Genomic DNA, 14,463 nt, shown 5'->3' with positions numbered 1-14,463 from the left:
AGAGCAGGGGTCACCGTGTCCCTCAAGCAGAGCGCGACGATCCGTTACACCGCGATGCGTCTGGGGATCTTCGTCGGGTGCCTCGTCCTCGTCGCCGGTCTGGTCCGGCTGGGCTGGGTGCCCTCGGGTCTCGGGGACGCCAACCCCGCCTGGGTCGTGCTGCTCGCCCTCGTGATCTCCGCACCGCTCTCCTTCGTGCTGCTGCGCAAGCAGCGCGACGAGATGTCCGCGGTCATTGCAGGACGCGTCGCGGGCGCGAAGGACAAGCTCGCCGCGAACCGCAGCCAGGAGGACGACGCGGTCGACGAGGCCGCGCGCGCCAGCCAGTAGGGCAGTTAGCTTCATCACACACCGAAATGCCTCGGCGCCGGGTCCACCACCCGCGACGCCGGGGCTTTCGGCGTTTTCCGGGGGGTTCGCAGCGGTTGATGCCTGCGGTGGGCCGGTTGGTCTCATTGGATCTCAAAGGCAGGCTTTGAGATTCCCAAAGGTGAAGTGTTAGCGTGTTCAACATGTTGACGACAGCCGCGCACCAGATGACCCCGAGCGTCCCGCTCGTGGCGCGCCTGCACGTCGACCTCTGCCGCCGCGCGTCCGCGGCCTGTTGCTGTTGTCGCTGAGTCCCGCGACCAGCCCTGGCACAGCAGCGGTCCCGCCCGCCCGGCTCTTGGCTTTTCCGGGTGCTGCCGCACCGCACCACCACCCCACCGCAGAAACCGCAGAACCACCCGGAGAGTGTCCGTGTCCGCGTCACCGCAGACCCCTGCCGTAGAGGCCCCCGCAGAGGCTCCCGCCCCGGCGAACAAGTCCTCCTTCACCTTCCCCTTCTGGGCCCAGATCGTCACGGGCCTCGTGCTCGGCGTTCTGCTCGGCTGGGTCTCCCGCAGCCAGGAGATCAGCTGGCTCGGTACGACCCTGGAGCAGATAGGCGACATATTCGTCCAGCTCCTGAAGCTGGCCGTCGCCCCGCTCGTCTTCTTCGCCATCCTGGTGTCGATCACCAACCTCCGGAAGGTGAACAACGCCGCGCGGCTCGCCTCCCGCACCCTGCTCTGGTTCATGATCACGTCGCTGATCGCGGTGGCCATCGGCCTCGCCATCGGCCTGCTCACCAACCCGGGCTCCGGCACCGGCCTCACCCCGCAGGACGGCAAGCTGCCGAAGCGCCACGGGTCCTGGCTGGACTTCCTGACCGGCATCGTGCCGACCGACATCATCACGCCGTTCACCGAGCTGAACGTCCTGCAGATCGTCTTCCTCGCCGCCGTCGCCGGTATCGCCGCCCTCCAGCTCGGCAGCAAGGCCCAGCCGGTGCTGAACCTCGCCGAGTCCGTGCTGGAGCTGCTCCAGAAGGCCCTGTGGTGGGTCATCCGCCTCGCCCCGATCGGCACCGTCGGCCTGATCGGCACCGCGATCGCCACGTACGGCTGGGACCTGCTCGGCAAGTACGCCACCTTCACGGTCGACGTGTACGTCGGCTCCGCGCTCGTGATGTTCGGCGTCTACCCGCTGCTCCTGTGGAGCGTCGCCAAGGTCAACCCGCTGCAGTTCTTCAAGGGCGCCTGGCCGGCCATCCAGCTGGCCTTCGTCTCCCGCTCCTCGGTCGGCACCATGCCGGTCACCCAGAAGGTCACCGAGCGCCTCGGCGTCCCGAAGGAGTACGCCTCCTTCGCCGTCCCGTTCGGCGCGACCACCAAGATGGACGGCTGCGCCGCGATCTACCCGGCGCTCGCCGCGATCTTCATCGCGCAGATCTTCGACGTGCAGCTCGGCATCACCGACTACCTGCTGATCGCCTTCGTCTCGGTCGTCGGCTCCGCCGCCACGGCCGGCCTGACGGGCGCCACGGTCATGCTGACCCTGACCCTCTCCACGCTGGGCCTCCCGCTGGAGGGCGTGGGCCTGCTGATGGCGATCGACCCGATCCTGGACATGATGCGCACCGCCACCAACGTGGCCGGCCAGGCGCTGGTCCCGGTCATCGTCGCGGCCCGCGAAGGCATCCTGGACAAGGTGGCCTACGCCACCGCCTCCTCCTCCCTCCTGGACGAGCCGGCCCCGGCCGAGGCCCCGGCCCCGGCCGACTCCACGGACGCCGACCCGGCGAAGGTCCTCGTCACCGCCTGAGCCTCGCCGCTCAACCGCCGCAGCCTCCGCCCCCGTCCGGGCGGGGGCTGCGGCCTTTCCGTGGGCGGATCAGTGGATCTGGGTGGTGGCCGCGGTCATGAATGCGTTGAGGGCGTCCTGCAGGTGCTGCTCGCGGAGGGCCAGTTCGGCTTGCGTGGAGGCGGTGCGCAGGGGTCCGACGGCATCGAAGGCCGAGGCGGCAAGCGCGACGAGCGCGGAGTCCTGGGCGAGGAGGCGGACGTGGAACTGGGCGTTCTCCGTGGCGGCGCCCAGCCGGTCGCACTCCGTGAAGGCCTGACGCGTCTCGGGGCTGTCGGGGGCTTCCCGCAGGCGGAACCAGAGGGCGACCGTGGCTTGCTTGAGCGCCGTCACCGAGCCCGCGTAGGCGCTGTACGCCGTCAGGCGCTCCTGCCGCAGCTGCTGGGAACGGGCGAAGACCTCCGCCTGCGCACTCGTGCGGCGCTGCACGGCAAAGGTGACGACCGAACCCAAGAGGGTTCCCGCGACGGCGATCAAGCTGGCCAGCACAGCCTCCATGCCCGCATCCCACCACACGCGCCGGCGCCCGAACAGCCCGAAGACGGCGTCAGGACGGCGTCAGGACGGTGTCAGTGGGTGCGGGAAGGATGTGCCGCATGACCGCAGCCGCTTCCCACGCCCCAGCCACCGCCGCCGACTACAGCTGGATCGGGGCCTCGCCCTCGCTGTTCGCGTACGCGCTGGAGGGCGGGTACACCCTGACGCTGGTACGGGGCCTCTCGCCCGCGGAGGTGCTGGAGGTGGTGGAGGCCGAGCCGCGGGGCGTCTGCGAAGGGTTCCACGGCCTGGTCTTCGACCACACGGAGATCCTCGACGCGTACGGGTACTCGCCCGATTCCTTCCTCGCGGGAGCCTTCACCGTGCCGGGCGAGGGAGGGGACTGGACCCTCGTGCTGGAGTTCGGCGGCGACGTGGGGACGCGGCCGCGGTTCATGGAGGCCTTGTCCGCCGGGTCGCGCGCCGTCTCGCACACGAGCAACGGGGGGAAGCCCATGGACTTCTTCCACTGGTACGAGGACGGCGAGTTGAGGACCACCTTCGAGTTCCCGGCGGACCGCACCGGCAGCACCCCCGACGCGCTGAACTCCGTGATGGGCGAGCTCGGCCTGAACCCGGCGGGCGACCCGGACCCCGAAGTCGACGAGAGGGCGGCGGTGTTCGCGCTCTCCGAGCGGCTCACGGGGGTCCGGGTGACCGAGGCGCTCCTGAGGGACGCCGTGTACGTCACGGGCGAGGTGAGCGAGGAGTCCATCGGGTAGGGGGTGGGCACGGCGTCGGTACCGGGCCGGCATCGCGTGTGCAGTGCCGGCCGCCTCGTCAGGCTGTGCGTACCGCCATCAGGAGGCCGCTCGCCCAGGCCAGGCGGACGCACCGGAAGTCCTCGCGCGCGTCCAGCTCGGCCAGGAGGCGTTCGACGGAGGGCTGGTGCCCCTCGGGCCAGCCCGGCTGGGGGAGGAGGTCGTCGATCAGGTAGGTCCCGCCCGGGGCCACGAGTTCCAGGGCCCGGTCGAGGTGGGTGAACTTGCCCGGCCAGGTGTCCGCGAAGACCAGGTCGAACGGCGGGCCGTCGAACTCCTCCAGCCACGTGCCGCCGTCCCCGCACACGAAGGTCACCCGCGGGTCCGCGCCCAGCTGCTCCCGGGCTATGTCCTGGACGGTGGGGTCGAGTTCGACGCTGATCACGCGGGAGGCGGGGTCCATCCCGCTGAGCAGCCAGGCGGTGCCCTCGCCCACGCCGGTGCCGAGTTCCAGGACCCGGCCTGCAGGCCGGGCGGCGGCGAGCACCGTCAGGAGGTTGCCGGTGCGGTCCTCGCAGGACATCGCGAAGCCCGCGTCGGCCGCCTTCGCGCGCAACGCGGGGAGGGTGGAGGGGAGTTGATGCGGAGTGTCGTCCATGTGGAGATCATGGGAGGGGGCGCAGCTCCCGGGCAAGGGGATTCCGTGCGGGCGGGGTCCATATCGTCCGGTGGCAGTAAACCCGTTCTGATCAGGTCGCCTGGCGGCTGCGGTGAGCGGCGGCCTTCACCCGGCTTTGGCACTGGGGTGAGCAGAAGCGACGCCGGCCGTTCTTCGAGGTGTCGACGAACACGCGGTCGCACTGTGGTGCGGCGCAGACGCCGAGGCGACCGGCCAGGTCGCTGCCGACTGCGAGCGCGAGGCCGGCGGCGCAGCCCGCGGCCCAGCCGTTGACGAGCGTGTCGTCGGGGCCGTGGAAATGCAGGCCCCAGCCCTTCTCCCGGCGGTCGAGCTTCGGCCGCGCGTTCGTGTCGACCAGCAAGGCGTTGATCTCGTCGGCAGCTCGATCCAGGTCGTCGGCCTGCGCGGCCTCGAACACGATCCGCATCCGCCCGGCCAGCTCCGTGAGGCGCCGCGCATCCTCGGGCAAGACATGCGGTTGTGGATAGCCGATTGCCACCAGCGACTCGCCCACGGCCTGTGCCTCGTCGGCAGGACCGGCGTAGGGCGAACCGCCGGAGAAGCCGGGGGTCAGCCGGTTCACGTACTCGACCGACGCCGCCAGCACACTCCGGGCGTGACTATCAAAAGATGGTTGACCAGTCACGGCTCTCCTCCGTACGCTCTGGCTTGCGTGACTGATCATACCCATTTAGCTAGTCATGGAGTCGGTGATGAGTGCTGCGGCGACCCTGATCGAGCCGTGGCGCGGTCTGTCCAGAACGGTCTGGGTGCTTGTGGTCGCCCGGGCGGTCAACCGGATCGGCGCGTTCTCGCTGTCGTTCCTCGCGATCGTGCTGACCGTCGAGTTCGGCGCCTCGCTGAGCCGAACCGGTCTTGTGGTCGCGCTCTTCGGTCTCGCGACCATCCCTTCGCGGCTGCTCGGTGGTGTCCTGGCCGACCGGCTCGGCCGTCGCCGCACGATCGTCCTCGGGCTGGCCGGCTGTGCCGGCGCTCAGCTCTGGATCGCCGCCAGTACGACGTTGTGGTCCGCCATGGCCGCTGCCATCGTCCTCGGCCTGGCGTTCGAGATCTACGAACCGTCCAGTCAGGCAGCCGTTGCCGATGCCACTGCGCCCGCCGACCGCCCAGCGGCGTACGGGCTGCTCGGGTCGGCGATGGCGGTTGCGGGCGTACTCGCCGGGTTGCTGGCCGCGGCTGTCAGCCACTGGGATCTGCGGTGGCTGTTCGTCGCGGATGCGATCACCTGCCTGGCTTGCGCTGTCCTCGTGGCCTTTGCACTTCCGGTCGATGTGCGGCGGGATTGGGCGCAGGCCGGTGGAGTCACGGTGTGGCGCGATCGCAGACTGCTGCTGTTGCTCGCCAGCGGCACGGTGTTCGCCACGATCTACATGCAGCTCGTGGTCGGCATACCGCTCACGTTGATGGAGCAGAAGCTGTCGGCGTCCGGCACCGGCATCATTCTGGCGGTCTCCGCGGTGGTGATGATCGTCGCGCAACGGCTGCTGCGAGTGCAGCTCGACGACTTCCGCGCGATGAACATCGGCTGTCTCCTGCTCGCCACCGGCCTGATGATCTGTGCCTTCGCCACCACCTTGCCGGTCTTCCTGCTCGCCGCAGCATTCTGGAGCGTCGGCGAGGCGCTCCTGCTGACCCGCTACCTGACGCAGGCGGCAGGCCTCGCGCCCGACGGCGGCCGCGCCCGATATCTCGCCGTGTTCGGCCTCTGTTGGGGTGCGGCCACCACCGTCGCACCGCTGATCGTGACCTACCTGCTGGCGACCTCCGGCCCCAAGGGCCTGTGGCTCACCAATGCCGCGGCAGCCGTTGCCCTGGCCGCCGCGCAGCCCTGGCTCAGGAGGCGACTGGCTCCAGCCTGACCATCAGAAGGCCACCGAGGTCAGCGGTACTCGCAGAGGTACGCCGTCGCGACCTCGGCCTTGACCTGGAACTTGCTGTCGCCCGCGACGCTGAACCGGGTGCCCGCGCCGAAGGTCTGCCAGTCGGCGACCTCGGGGAGCTTGACGGTCAGGGCGCCACTGACCACGTGCATGACCTCCGGAGCGGCGGTGCCGAACTCGTATTCGCCGGGAGCCATGACGCCGATCGTCGCCGGGCCCTCCTCCTGGTCGAAGGCGATCGACTTGACCGTGCCGTCGAAGTACTCGTTGACCTTGAACATGGTTTCCCCAGGTGGAGCGCGCGAGCGATGTCGCGGCAGGCTACCTCGCGGCGGCCCCCGGGCAGGGGGCGAGTCCAGCAGATGGGCCCCGCCCCGGCCTCGGTCCGGCCTACGAGGTGTGCGCCAGGAATCCCGCCCAGGCGCGGGGCGTGAAGGTCAGGTGGGGCTGCTGGATGTCCTTCGAGTCGCGGACGTGGATGGTGGTGGGGGCGGCCGCTACTTCGACGCAGTCGTCGCCCTCGCTGCTGCTGCTGTAGCTGCTCTTGAACCAGTCCAACTCGGGGTGGTGGATCATGTTTCTCCCAGCAGTTCCTCGATGAAGTCCTGTGATTCTTGGGGCGTGAGCGCCTGAGCTCGGATGATGCCATAGCGCAGCTCAAGGATTCGGAGCTGCCTGGGTTCGAAGACTGGGCGGCCGTGGAAAGCGCCTTCAGAGCGCCCGATCCCTGAACCGTCTTCGAACTTGAGCAGCTCGATCAGGCCGCCCATCCCGGCATGGTCTTCGAGGTCGGTCGGCATCACCTGGAACTCGACGTTCTGCAACTGGCTCACCCCCAGGAGGTGTTCGAGCTGTCGACGCAGAATCATTGTGCCCCCGATCCTCCGGCGGAGGGTTACCTCCTCCTGCACGAAACTCAGGGTCGGGGCGGGTGATCGATCGAAGATCGATCGTCGGGCCATTCGGGCGGCCAGGGAGCGTTCTAGCTCGTCCCGTTGGTATGCCGGCCTTCGCATCCCGAACAGGGCAGACGCGTACTCCTCCGTCTGAAGTAGCCCGTGAATGTTGTGGTTGTTGTAGGTGCCGATCTCTACGGCCTGGGCTTCCCTCTTCGCCAAGACGCGGATCTTCTTCGGGTAGCGGACCTGCTCCATGTCCGCCTTCATCGCGGCGATCTTCCCGCCCGCCCGCAGGGCCTCGTCCGCCCTGTCCAGGTACTCCGGCCGAGGGATCCGCTTGCCGCCCTCGACCTTGCGGACCAGGTCCTCGCCGTAGCCGATGCGGGTGCCGAACTCCGCCGCGCGGATGCCCGCCTCCTCGCGCCAAGCCCTGAGCTGGCGGCCGAGCGCGGACAGGACCGCCACGCCCTGTTCGTCCTCCGGGTCTACGTCCCAGCCCGCGTCTTCCGTACCTTCACTGCTGTCCACGCTCATGCGCGCCCACCTCCAACGAGCCCGTACCCCTGGGGCCGGTCCGGACAGGCCGGACAGGGCCGGACAAGCTCCGGACAAAGCCGGGACGTACCGACGATGCGGCTTCTCACGGTACGCACCGGTGGCCACGCTGAGTGACGTGATGACTCAACTCGTCGACTTCCACGTCCAGCTGTCCGCCACCCCGCGCGGGGCCCGACTCGGGCGGGTGCTCGCCATCGAGCAACTCCGCTCCTGGGGGCTGCCCTTGGAGGGGCCTGCGCAGATCATTGCCGAGCTCGCCGCCAATGCCGTGACCCATGGGCGGGTTGCCGGGCGGGACTTCCGGCTCGGGATGTCCGTTACTCCCGGGCTGCTGCTCATTGAGGTGACGGACACCCGGAGTGACCGGATCCCGGAGATCCGCGACCCGGGTCGGGGGCTCATCCTGGTCACCTCGCTCGCGGACCGGTGGGGCGTACGGGAAGGGCCGGCTCCGTGGAAGGTGGTGTGGGCGGAGGTCGATCTCTGAGCCCGGGTCGCGGGTGGCCGGGACGCGGCGCGGCGCGACGTAAAAAGACCAAAGAACCCGGTGAAAAAACCAACCGACCCAACCCAACCGGCCGTCGTTCAAGCTGAGTCGCTCGGTCGGGTGAACTTGGTCAACTCGGCTGGATTTCCGACCGGTTGGCGGGCATATGCTCGCCCCGACAACAACAGCAGACATGAGACGGCCCCCGGCGGGACGGCAATCCCGGTCGAGGGCCTGACCAAGCAGGAAGCAGCAACCTTCCTTATGGCTCTTGAGCACCCTAGCGCGCCCTCGTGCGCGTCGTCCCGTCTTCGGGCGGCGACCCCCCGATCCGGTGTCATCCACGTCAACACGTGGCACACCAGTCACTACACCGTGGTCGGCAACCACCTCCTCCAGCACCGCTCGATGTCGCTGGTCGCGATCGGCCTCGCCGCCCACATCCAGTCGCTGCCCGACGGCGCACCCGTCGGCATCAAGGCGCTCGCCGAGAAGTTCCCCGAGGGGGAGGTCCGCATCGGGTCCGCCCTGCGGGAGCTGGAGCGGCACGGCTACCTGGAGCGGCGGCGCGAACGGCTCGACGGCGGGCGCGTGATGACGCGGACCTACTCGTACAACAAGCCCGGCGCCCCCTCCGGCGGCCCGCTGCCGCCCCGCCCCCCGTCGCCTCCGCCGCCGTGCCCGTCGGGGGATGGCGAGGAGGCCATGGGGGAGGCCGTACGCGAGCCCCTGGCTGAACCGGAGTCGGCCCAGGACGCCGAGGTGGCACCCGCGCTGGAGCCCGTACCGGACCCGGACCCGGACGCCGAAGCGGCGCCCGCGCTGGAGCCCGTACGGCAACCCGCAGAACCCGTAAGGGAGTCGGAGCCGGGCCGCCCGGCGGCGTCCGCCCCCGTCCCGCTGTCCGGCCCGGCCCCCGCGCCCGAGGCCGTCGGGTTGCTCGCCGGGCTGCGGCGCAACGATCCCCGGCTGCTGCTCTCCGAGCGGGACGTCGCGCGGCTCGCGCCAGGGGTGTCGGCCTGGCTGGAGCGGGGGGTCGATCCCGCGGCCATCGGGCAGGTGCTGTCCCAGAACCTGCCTGCTCCGCTGCGCAGTGCCGCGTCCGTGCTCGCGTACCGGCTCACCGCGCTGATCCCGCCGGCCATGCCCCCGGCCCCGCCCGCTCCGGGGGACCGGCGGCGCCCGGACCCGCTCCAGAACTGCGACGGCTGCGACCGCGCCTTCCGCGCCCCGGAACCGGGCCGCTGCCGCACCTGCCCGTCCCCGCCCGGGGAACGCGCGGCTGCCTGATGCCCGATCCGGCCGGACCGGAGCCGCGGAAGGACGTCCGGGGCGGACGCTCCTAGCCTGCGTCACGTAATGACGGCTGAAGAGGTGTTGTCCGTCCTGGCCCTGTTGCGGCGGGCGGGGGCGGACGTCTGGGTCGGCGGAGGATGGGGGATCGACGCCCTGGTCGGTGTGCAGACCCGCGAGCACGGCGATCTGACCTGATGCACCGGCAGGACCAGGAGGGCGTCGTGATGGCGGCCCTTTCCGGTGCGGGCTTCGAGGAGAGCCTGAACTGGCGGCCGGTCCGGTTCGTCGTCACGGCTTCGGACGGCCGGGAGATCGACCTCCATCCGCTCGTCTTCGCCGACGACGGCCCGGCGGTGCAGGCGTCGCTCGAACCGGGGCGCCCCTTCGTCTATCCGTCGTCCTGCTTCGTGACCGGCGCCATCGAGGGCACGCCCGTGCCCTGCCTGTCCGCCGAGCAGCAGGTCCGCTTCCACCAGGGCTACGAGCCCAGGGACCGCGACCGGCACGACATGGCCCGGCTCCGGTGGGCCTTCGGGATCGCCACCCACTTCTGAGACCCGGGCCGGGCCGCCTAAGGGGCCTCGTCCGCTTCGCGGGCCGCCTTCTCCAGGCGGGCGTGGTGGGCCTGCCACCAGGCCTCGTCCTCTGGCGGCAGGCTGGTGTTGGACTTCTCCATCCCGACCGCTCCGTCGAGGAGTTCGCGGAGGATGTCGGCGTGGCCGGCGTGGCGGTGGGTGTCGGAGATGATGCGGACGACGGCGTGGTGGAGGGTCACCTTGTTGTCGTGGTCCGGCCACCACGGGACCGTGCCGATCGTGTCCAGGGGGAGGGCGTCGAGCGTCGCGTCCGCGTGGGCCCAGGCGCGGTGGTAGAGGCCTATGACGTCCGCGCGGGACTGGTCCGCGGTGGCCCACATGTCCGCGTTGGGTTCGGCGTCCTCCGCGACCCAGGGGAGGGGTTCGCCGGAGGGGCGGTCGAAGGTGTCGCCGAGGTAGCCCAGCTCCGTGGTGGCCGCGTGCTTGACCAGGCCGAGGAGGTTGGTGCCGGTCGGGGTGAGCGGGCGGCGGGCGTCGTACTCCGAAAGGCCTTCGAGCTTCCAGAGCAGCGCCTCGCGGGCCGACTGGAGGTAGAAGTGGAGATCGGCCTTGGGGCCCGGGTCGGGGGAGGTGAGGGGAGCGGTCATGGGAGCAGTCATGGGAGCAGTCTTCCGGACGGATGATCTTCGGGCACCGGCTTTCCGCGGCATCCGGGGGAGTGGCGGGAGTGGCGGGAGTGCGCGCGAGGTGGGGGTGTGGGCGGCGTGCCGTGGAGCAACGGTGAAAAGGCGGGCGCAGGGGTGTTCAGGGGTGGTTACCGCTAAGTAAATTACCGGCGGTAACACTCCGTACGGCCAGGGAGGCATGCCGTGACCGCCGAATCGAGCCTGGTGAGGGTCGTCAGTCCGCCGAAGCTCGTCGAGCCCGTCAAGACCGTGATCGAGGGGCGGGTGCGCCAGGTGTGGGTGCCGCCGCTGGCGCCGGTGCCGGTCCGCGGGTCCCTCGGGGACATCCCCTTCGACAATGCCCGGCAGGCGCCGGGTGAAGCCGTACTCGCCCGCAAGGACCGGGACGGGACCTGGCGGGACGTCACGGCCGCCGAGTTCGCCGGCGAGGTGCTCGCCGTCGCGAAGGGGCTGATCGCCGAGGGGCTGCGGCCGGGCGACCGGCTGGCCATCATGGCGCGGACCACCTACGAGTGGACCCTGCTCGACTTCGCGGGCTGGGCGGCCGGGCTGATCACCGTACCGGTGTACCCGACCTCCTCCGCGATCCAGGCGCGCTGGATCATCCAGGACTCGGGGGCCGTCGCCTGCGCGGTCGAGGACACCGCGCAGGCGCGCATCATCAGCTCGGAGCGGGCCAACCTGCCCTGGCTGCGCCACCTCTGGGAGTTCGACACGGGGGCCGTGGCCCGGCTGGTCAAGGCCGGGGAGCACGTGCCCGACGAGGTCGTGGCGGCCCGGCGGGCCGGGTGCGCGCCGGAGTCCGTCGCGACGCTGATCTACACCTCCGGGACGACGGGGCAGCCCAAGGGGTGCGTGCTGACGCACGCCAACTTCTTCGCCGAGGTGGACAACGCGGTGGAGCTGCTGCACCCCGTCTTCAAGTCGGTCAGCAAGGACCCGGCCTCGACCCTGCTCTTCCTGCCGCTGTCGCACGTCTTCGGGCGGATGGTGGCCGTCGGCTGCATGCGGGCGCGGGTGAAGCTGGGCCACGCGCCGAGCATCCGCAGCGAGGACCTCCTCGCCGACCTGGCCGGCTTCCGGCCGACGTTCCTGCTGGCGATCCCGTACGTCCTGGAGAAGGTCTACAACACCGGCCGGGCGACGGCCGAGAAGATGGGCCGGGCCTCCTCCTTCGACCGCGCGGCGCGGATCGCGCGCCGCTTCGGGGAGCTGGCGGAGGGCGAGCGGGCGGGGTTCGGCTTGCGGATGGCCCGGTCGCTGTACGAGCCGCTCGTGTACCGGCGCATCCGGGCGGCCCTGGGCGGGCGCGTGCGGTACATCCTGAGCGGCGGCTCCCCGCTCGGCAAGCGCCTCGCCGCCTTCTACACGGGCGCGGGCATCGAGGTCTTCGAGGGCTACGGGCTCACGGAGACGACCGCGGCCGCGACCGTCACCCCGCCGCTGCGGCCCCGGCTGGGCACGGTGGGGTGGCCGCTGCCGGGGACGGCGGTACGGATCGCCGACGACGGGGAGGTGCTGCTGCGCGGGCCGCACGTGTTCGCGGGGTACTGGAACAGCGGCGTGGCGGTGGGCGGGGAGCAGTGGCTGTCCACGGGGGACATCGGGGAGCTCGACGACGACGGCTACCTGACGATCACCGGGCGGAAGAAGGACCTGATCATCACCTCCGGCGGCAAGAACGTGGCCCCCGCCCCGCTGGAGGACTGGCTGCGGGCCCATCCGCTGGTGGGCCAGTGCATGGTGGTCGGCGACAACCGGCCCTACGTCACCGCGCTGATCACCCTGGAACCGGAAGGGCTCCAGCACTGGCGGCAGATGCACAAGAAGGTGGGCGTGCCGATCAGGGAGCTGGTGGACGACGAGGAACTGCGGGCGGACCTCCAGCGGGCGGTCGACGAGGCGAACCGGCTGGTGTCGCGGGCGGAGTCGATCCGGCGGTTCGTGGTGCTGGAATGGGACTTCACGGAGGAGCGGGGGCACTTGACGCCTTCGCTGAAGCTGAAGCGGGGCGCGGTCGCGCGGGACTTCGCGCGGGAGATCGACGCGCTGTACCGGCGGCCCTGACGGGCGGGCCCGGCCCCGGGGTCAGCCGCGGAGGCGGCCCAGCAGGCCGCCGCCGCCCTGCTGCCGCTGCATCTTCTTCGCGTCCGACCGCAGGGAGCGCGCCCGCTTGTCCCACTGGACGGACTGCGCGTCCCCCCGCGTGTACAGGAGCTCGCGCACGGCGTCGAAGAGGGCCACCGCACGCCGCGGGTCCCCGGACTCGGCGACGCAGTGGGCGTGCTGGATCCGCAGGCCCACGGGGGTCCTCACCAGACCGGCGGGGCTGCTCGGCAGCAACTGCTCGTAGTACGGCAGGGCTTCGCGGTACACGCCGAGGCCGTAGCTGTCCAGGGCCAGGCGCAGCGTGACCTCGCGGACCCGCGGGTCGTCCGGGCCCAGGCCCCGCACCAGGTCGGGCAGCAGCGGCGCGAGCAGGTCCCGGCGGCGGGCCGACTGCTCCCAGGTGCGCTCTCGCGGGGCGGCCAACGGCCTGGCACGGCCGTCGTATTCGCGGTCCAGGGCCTCCGCGAGGTCCAGCCGGGCGATCAGGGTGATCTCGCTGTCGGCGCCCAGCACCCGGGTGGAGCGTTCGATGACCTCCCTGAGCACGGGGAGCCACGGCCGGCCGTCGACCTGCCCGCGCGCGGCGGCGAAGCCGGCCAGCACCGCCTGCACGTCGATGGTCCGCCGGTCCTCGGGGCCCAGGACGCCCAGCAGCCGGGGGAGCACGCGCTCCAGCTCCGTCGGGTCGCCCGCCGACTGCCACAGGTACATGGAACGGTGGTAGCCCGCCTCGGCGGTCAGGGGGTCGTCGGCGCCGAGGGATTCGCCGAGGTCGCCGATCAGCAGGTCGAGCTGCCGTACGAAGTCCGGGCCGGCGCCCGTGCGGCCCGAGGCCAGGATCCGGTCGAGCCGCGCGACGAGGACCGGGCGCGCGGTGTCGTCGTCCGCCGCAGCCGGGCGGATGCGGGTGCGCGTGCCGGGAGCGTCGCGCGTGCCGGCGGCGTCGCGGGCGGCGGGCGGCTCCTCGTCCCCGCGGATCAGGGCGTTCAGCCGGTCGATCACCTCCGCGGCCCCGGCCGGTCGCTCTGCCGGGTCCTTGGCGAGCAGGTCCAGCACCAGCCGGTCGGCCCCGGGAGGAAGCCCGGGCCGCAGCGAGCTGGGCGGCGGCGGCGCCGTGTGGGCGTGCGCGTAGGACAGCGCCTCGATGTCCTGCGCGGGGAAGGGGAGCCGGCCCGTCAGCAGCTGCATCAGGAGGCAGCCCAGGGCGTAGAGGTCGGCCCGTCCGTCGACGGCGGGGGCGCCGAGCAGGCGTTCCGGCGCCATGTACTCGAACGAGCCGATGACGTGGCCCGTGGCCGTGAGGCCGGGCTGGTGCAGGTACTTGGCGATGCCGAAGTCGAGCACCTTCGCACGGCCCGTGCCCGGACCGCCGTACCCGGTGATCATCACGTTCAGGGCCTTGATGTCCCGGTGCACCACGTCCCGCTCGTGCGCGGCCCCGAGCGCCTCGCAGACGTCCCGGGCCCAGACGAGGGCGGACGCCGTGGGCGGTACCCCGCGGCCAAGGACGGCGGCGAGGGTCTCGCCCTCCACGAGTTCCATGACCAGGTAGACCAGCGGCCGTCCTTCGTACTGCGCCTCGCCGTAGTCGTACAGGGCCGCGATGCACGGGTGGACGAGGGTGCCCGCGAGGTGAGCCTCGGAGGCGAACCGCTCCCGGTCCTCCACCGACCGCGGATGTCCGATCTTGATCGCGACCGTCCGGCGCACCCGGGTGTCGAAGGCCCGCCACACCTCGCCGAAGCCGCCCCGCCCCAGTAACCCGGTCAGCTCGTACCGCTCGACCAGCACGTCCCGCTCGCGCATGCGCGCGCCCCCTCGATCGCCCGGATCCGATTATGTTCGCGGGGCGGGTCGTGCGGGGCGCGTTTATGGTGAGCTGACTGGTCCGGGGGGCCGCTCCAGGAG

General features: G+C 71.2%; 16 protein-coding genes and 1 pseudogene. 9 read left to right on the top strand and 8 right to left on the bottom strand.

Translation table 11 applies throughout. From position 1 onward, the window contains the following. The first annotated feature begins 15 nt into the window (after nucleotides 1-15). From OG898_RS09145 to OG898_RS09140, 3 genes are all read left to right on the top strand, one after another. A complete protein-coding gene (locus OG898_RS09145) occupies nucleotides 16-330 on the top strand; it encodes a DUF4229 domain-containing protein (RefSeq protein ID WP_250740985.1) in 315 nt (104 codons plus the stop codon). 182 nt (nucleotides 331-512) lie between these two features. After that, a complete protein-coding gene (locus OG898_RS36230; protein WP_323182336.1) occupies nucleotides 513-620 on the top strand; it encodes a putative leader peptide in 108 nt (35 codons plus the stop codon). A gap of 121 nt (nucleotides 621-741) precedes the next feature. Next, the gene (locus OG898_RS09140; RefSeq protein ID WP_266956078.1) at nucleotides 742-2,127 is read left to right on the top strand and encodes a dicarboxylate/amino acid:cation symporter; all 1,386 of its coding nucleotides are present in this window, start codon (nucleotides 742-744) and stop codon (nucleotides 2,125-2,127) included. A gap of 69 nt (nucleotides 2,128-2,196) precedes the next feature. Here OG898_RS09140 and OG898_RS09135 read toward each other — a convergent pair whose 3' ends face one another. Next, a complete protein-coding gene (locus OG898_RS09135) occupies nucleotides 2,197-2,664 on the bottom strand; it encodes a hypothetical protein (RefSeq protein WP_266956076.1) in 468 nt (155 codons plus the stop codon). A gap of 98 nt (nucleotides 2,665-2,762) precedes the next feature. On the opposite strand from OG898_RS09135, the gene OG898_RS09130 reads away from it, so the two are divergent. Then, the gene (locus tag OG898_RS09130) at nucleotides 2,763-3,425 is read left to right on the top strand and encodes a DUF6461 domain-containing protein (RefSeq protein ID WP_266956074.1); all 663 of its coding nucleotides are present in this window, start codon (nucleotides 2,763-2,765) and stop codon (nucleotides 3,423-3,425) included. Nucleotides 3,426-3,483: 58 nt separating this feature from the next. On the opposite strand, the gene OG898_RS09125 is transcribed toward OG898_RS09130, so the two are convergent. Both OG898_RS09125 and OG898_RS09120 read right to left on the bottom strand, forming a co-directional pair. Next, nucleotides 3,484-4,062 (bottom strand): O-methyltransferase, encoded by a 579-nt coding sequence (locus tag OG898_RS09125; RefSeq protein ID WP_266956072.1) that lies wholly within the window; start codon nucleotides 4,060-4,062, stop codon nucleotides 3,484-3,486. A 91-nt stretch (nucleotides 4,063-4,153) separates the two neighbouring features. Next, nucleotides 4,154-4,690, bottom strand: a complete 537-nt coding sequence (locus tag OG898_RS09120) for a CGNR zinc finger domain-containing protein (protein WP_266956070.1) — start codon at nucleotides 4,688-4,690, stop codon at nucleotides 4,154-4,156. Between the two features lie 106 nt (nucleotides 4,691-4,796). Between OG898_RS09120 and OG898_RS09115 the strand changes: the two genes are divergently transcribed. Beyond that, a complete protein-coding gene (locus tag OG898_RS09115; RefSeq protein WP_266956068.1) occupies nucleotides 4,797-5,963 on the top strand; it encodes an MFS transporter in 1,167 nt (388 codons plus the stop codon). A gap of 20 nt (nucleotides 5,964-5,983) precedes the next feature. On the opposite strand, the gene OG898_RS09110 is transcribed toward OG898_RS09115, so the two are convergent. From OG898_RS09110 to OG898_RS09100, 3 genes are all read right to left on the bottom strand, one after another. Next, entirely contained in the window at nucleotides 5,984-6,265 is a 282-nt protein-coding gene (locus tag OG898_RS09110; protein ID WP_266956066.1) for a pyrimidine/purine nucleoside phosphorylase, read from the bottom strand. Nucleotides 6,266-6,374: 109 nt separating this feature from the next. Then, nucleotides 6,375-6,560, bottom strand: coding sequence for a DUF397 domain-containing protein (locus tag OG898_RS09105; RefSeq protein WP_266956064.1), 186 nt, complete (start codon nucleotides 6,558-6,560; stop codon nucleotides 6,375-6,377). Beyond that, entirely contained in the window at nucleotides 6,557-7,417 is an 861-nt protein-coding gene (locus tag OG898_RS09100; protein WP_266956062.1) for a helix-turn-helix transcriptional regulator, read from the bottom strand. The genes OG898_RS09105 and OG898_RS09100 overlap by 4 nt, the downstream gene beginning before the upstream one ends. A gap of 142 nt (nucleotides 7,418-7,559) precedes the next feature. Between OG898_RS09100 and OG898_RS09095 the strand changes: the two genes are divergently transcribed. The 3 genes and pseudogenes from OG898_RS09095 to OG898_RS09085 all read left to right on the top strand — a co-directional run bounded on the left by OG898_RS09095 (nucleotide 7,560) and on the right by OG898_RS09085 (nucleotide 9,778). Then, on the top strand, nucleotides 7,560-7,928 hold the full coding sequence (locus tag OG898_RS09095) for an ATP-binding protein (RefSeq protein WP_266960141.1): 369 nt from the start codon (nucleotides 7,560-7,562) through the stop codon (nucleotides 7,926-7,928). A gap of 375 nt (nucleotides 7,929-8,303) precedes the next feature. After that, on the top strand, nucleotides 8,304-9,218 hold the full coding sequence (locus OG898_RS09090; protein WP_323182602.1) for a helix-turn-helix domain-containing protein: 915 nt from the start codon (nucleotides 8,304-8,306) through the stop codon (nucleotides 9,216-9,218). 69 nt (nucleotides 9,219-9,287) lie between these two features. Further along, nucleotides 9,288-9,778: pseudogene (locus tag OG898_RS09085) on the top strand (amino acid transporter). A gap of 17 nt (nucleotides 9,779-9,795) precedes the next feature. Here OG898_RS09085 and OG898_RS09080 read toward each other — a convergent pair. Next, complete coding sequence (locus tag OG898_RS09080; protein ID WP_266956059.1) at nucleotides 9,796-10,419, bottom strand: DinB family protein; 624 nt, start codon at nucleotides 10,417-10,419, stop codon at nucleotides 9,796-9,798. Between the two features lie 210 nt (nucleotides 10,420-10,629). On the opposite strand from OG898_RS09080, the gene OG898_RS09075 reads away from it, so the two are divergent. Beyond that, nucleotides 10,630-12,513 (top strand): long-chain fatty acid--CoA ligase, encoded by a 1,884-nt coding sequence (locus OG898_RS09075; RefSeq protein ID WP_250740977.1) that lies wholly within the window; start codon nucleotides 10,630-10,632, stop codon nucleotides 12,511-12,513. A 21-nt stretch (nucleotides 12,514-12,534) separates the two neighbouring features. On the opposite strand, the gene OG898_RS09070 is transcribed toward OG898_RS09075, so the two are convergent. Next, on the bottom strand, nucleotides 12,535-14,361 hold the full coding sequence (locus OG898_RS09070; protein WP_266956058.1) for a serine/threonine-protein kinase: 1,827 nt from the start codon (nucleotides 14,359-14,361) through the stop codon (nucleotides 12,535-12,537). Nucleotides 14,362-14,463 lie beyond the last annotated feature (102 nt).

The organism is Streptomyces sp. NBC_00193 (assembly GCF_026342735.1).
In the GTDB taxonomy this organism is placed as follows: Bacteria; Actinomycetota; Actinomycetes; order Streptomycetales; family Streptomycetaceae; genus Streptomyces; species Streptomyces stoeckheimensis.
Note: the sequence above shows the minus strand (reverse complement) of the source record. Positions and strands in the feature narration are given on the sequence as shown.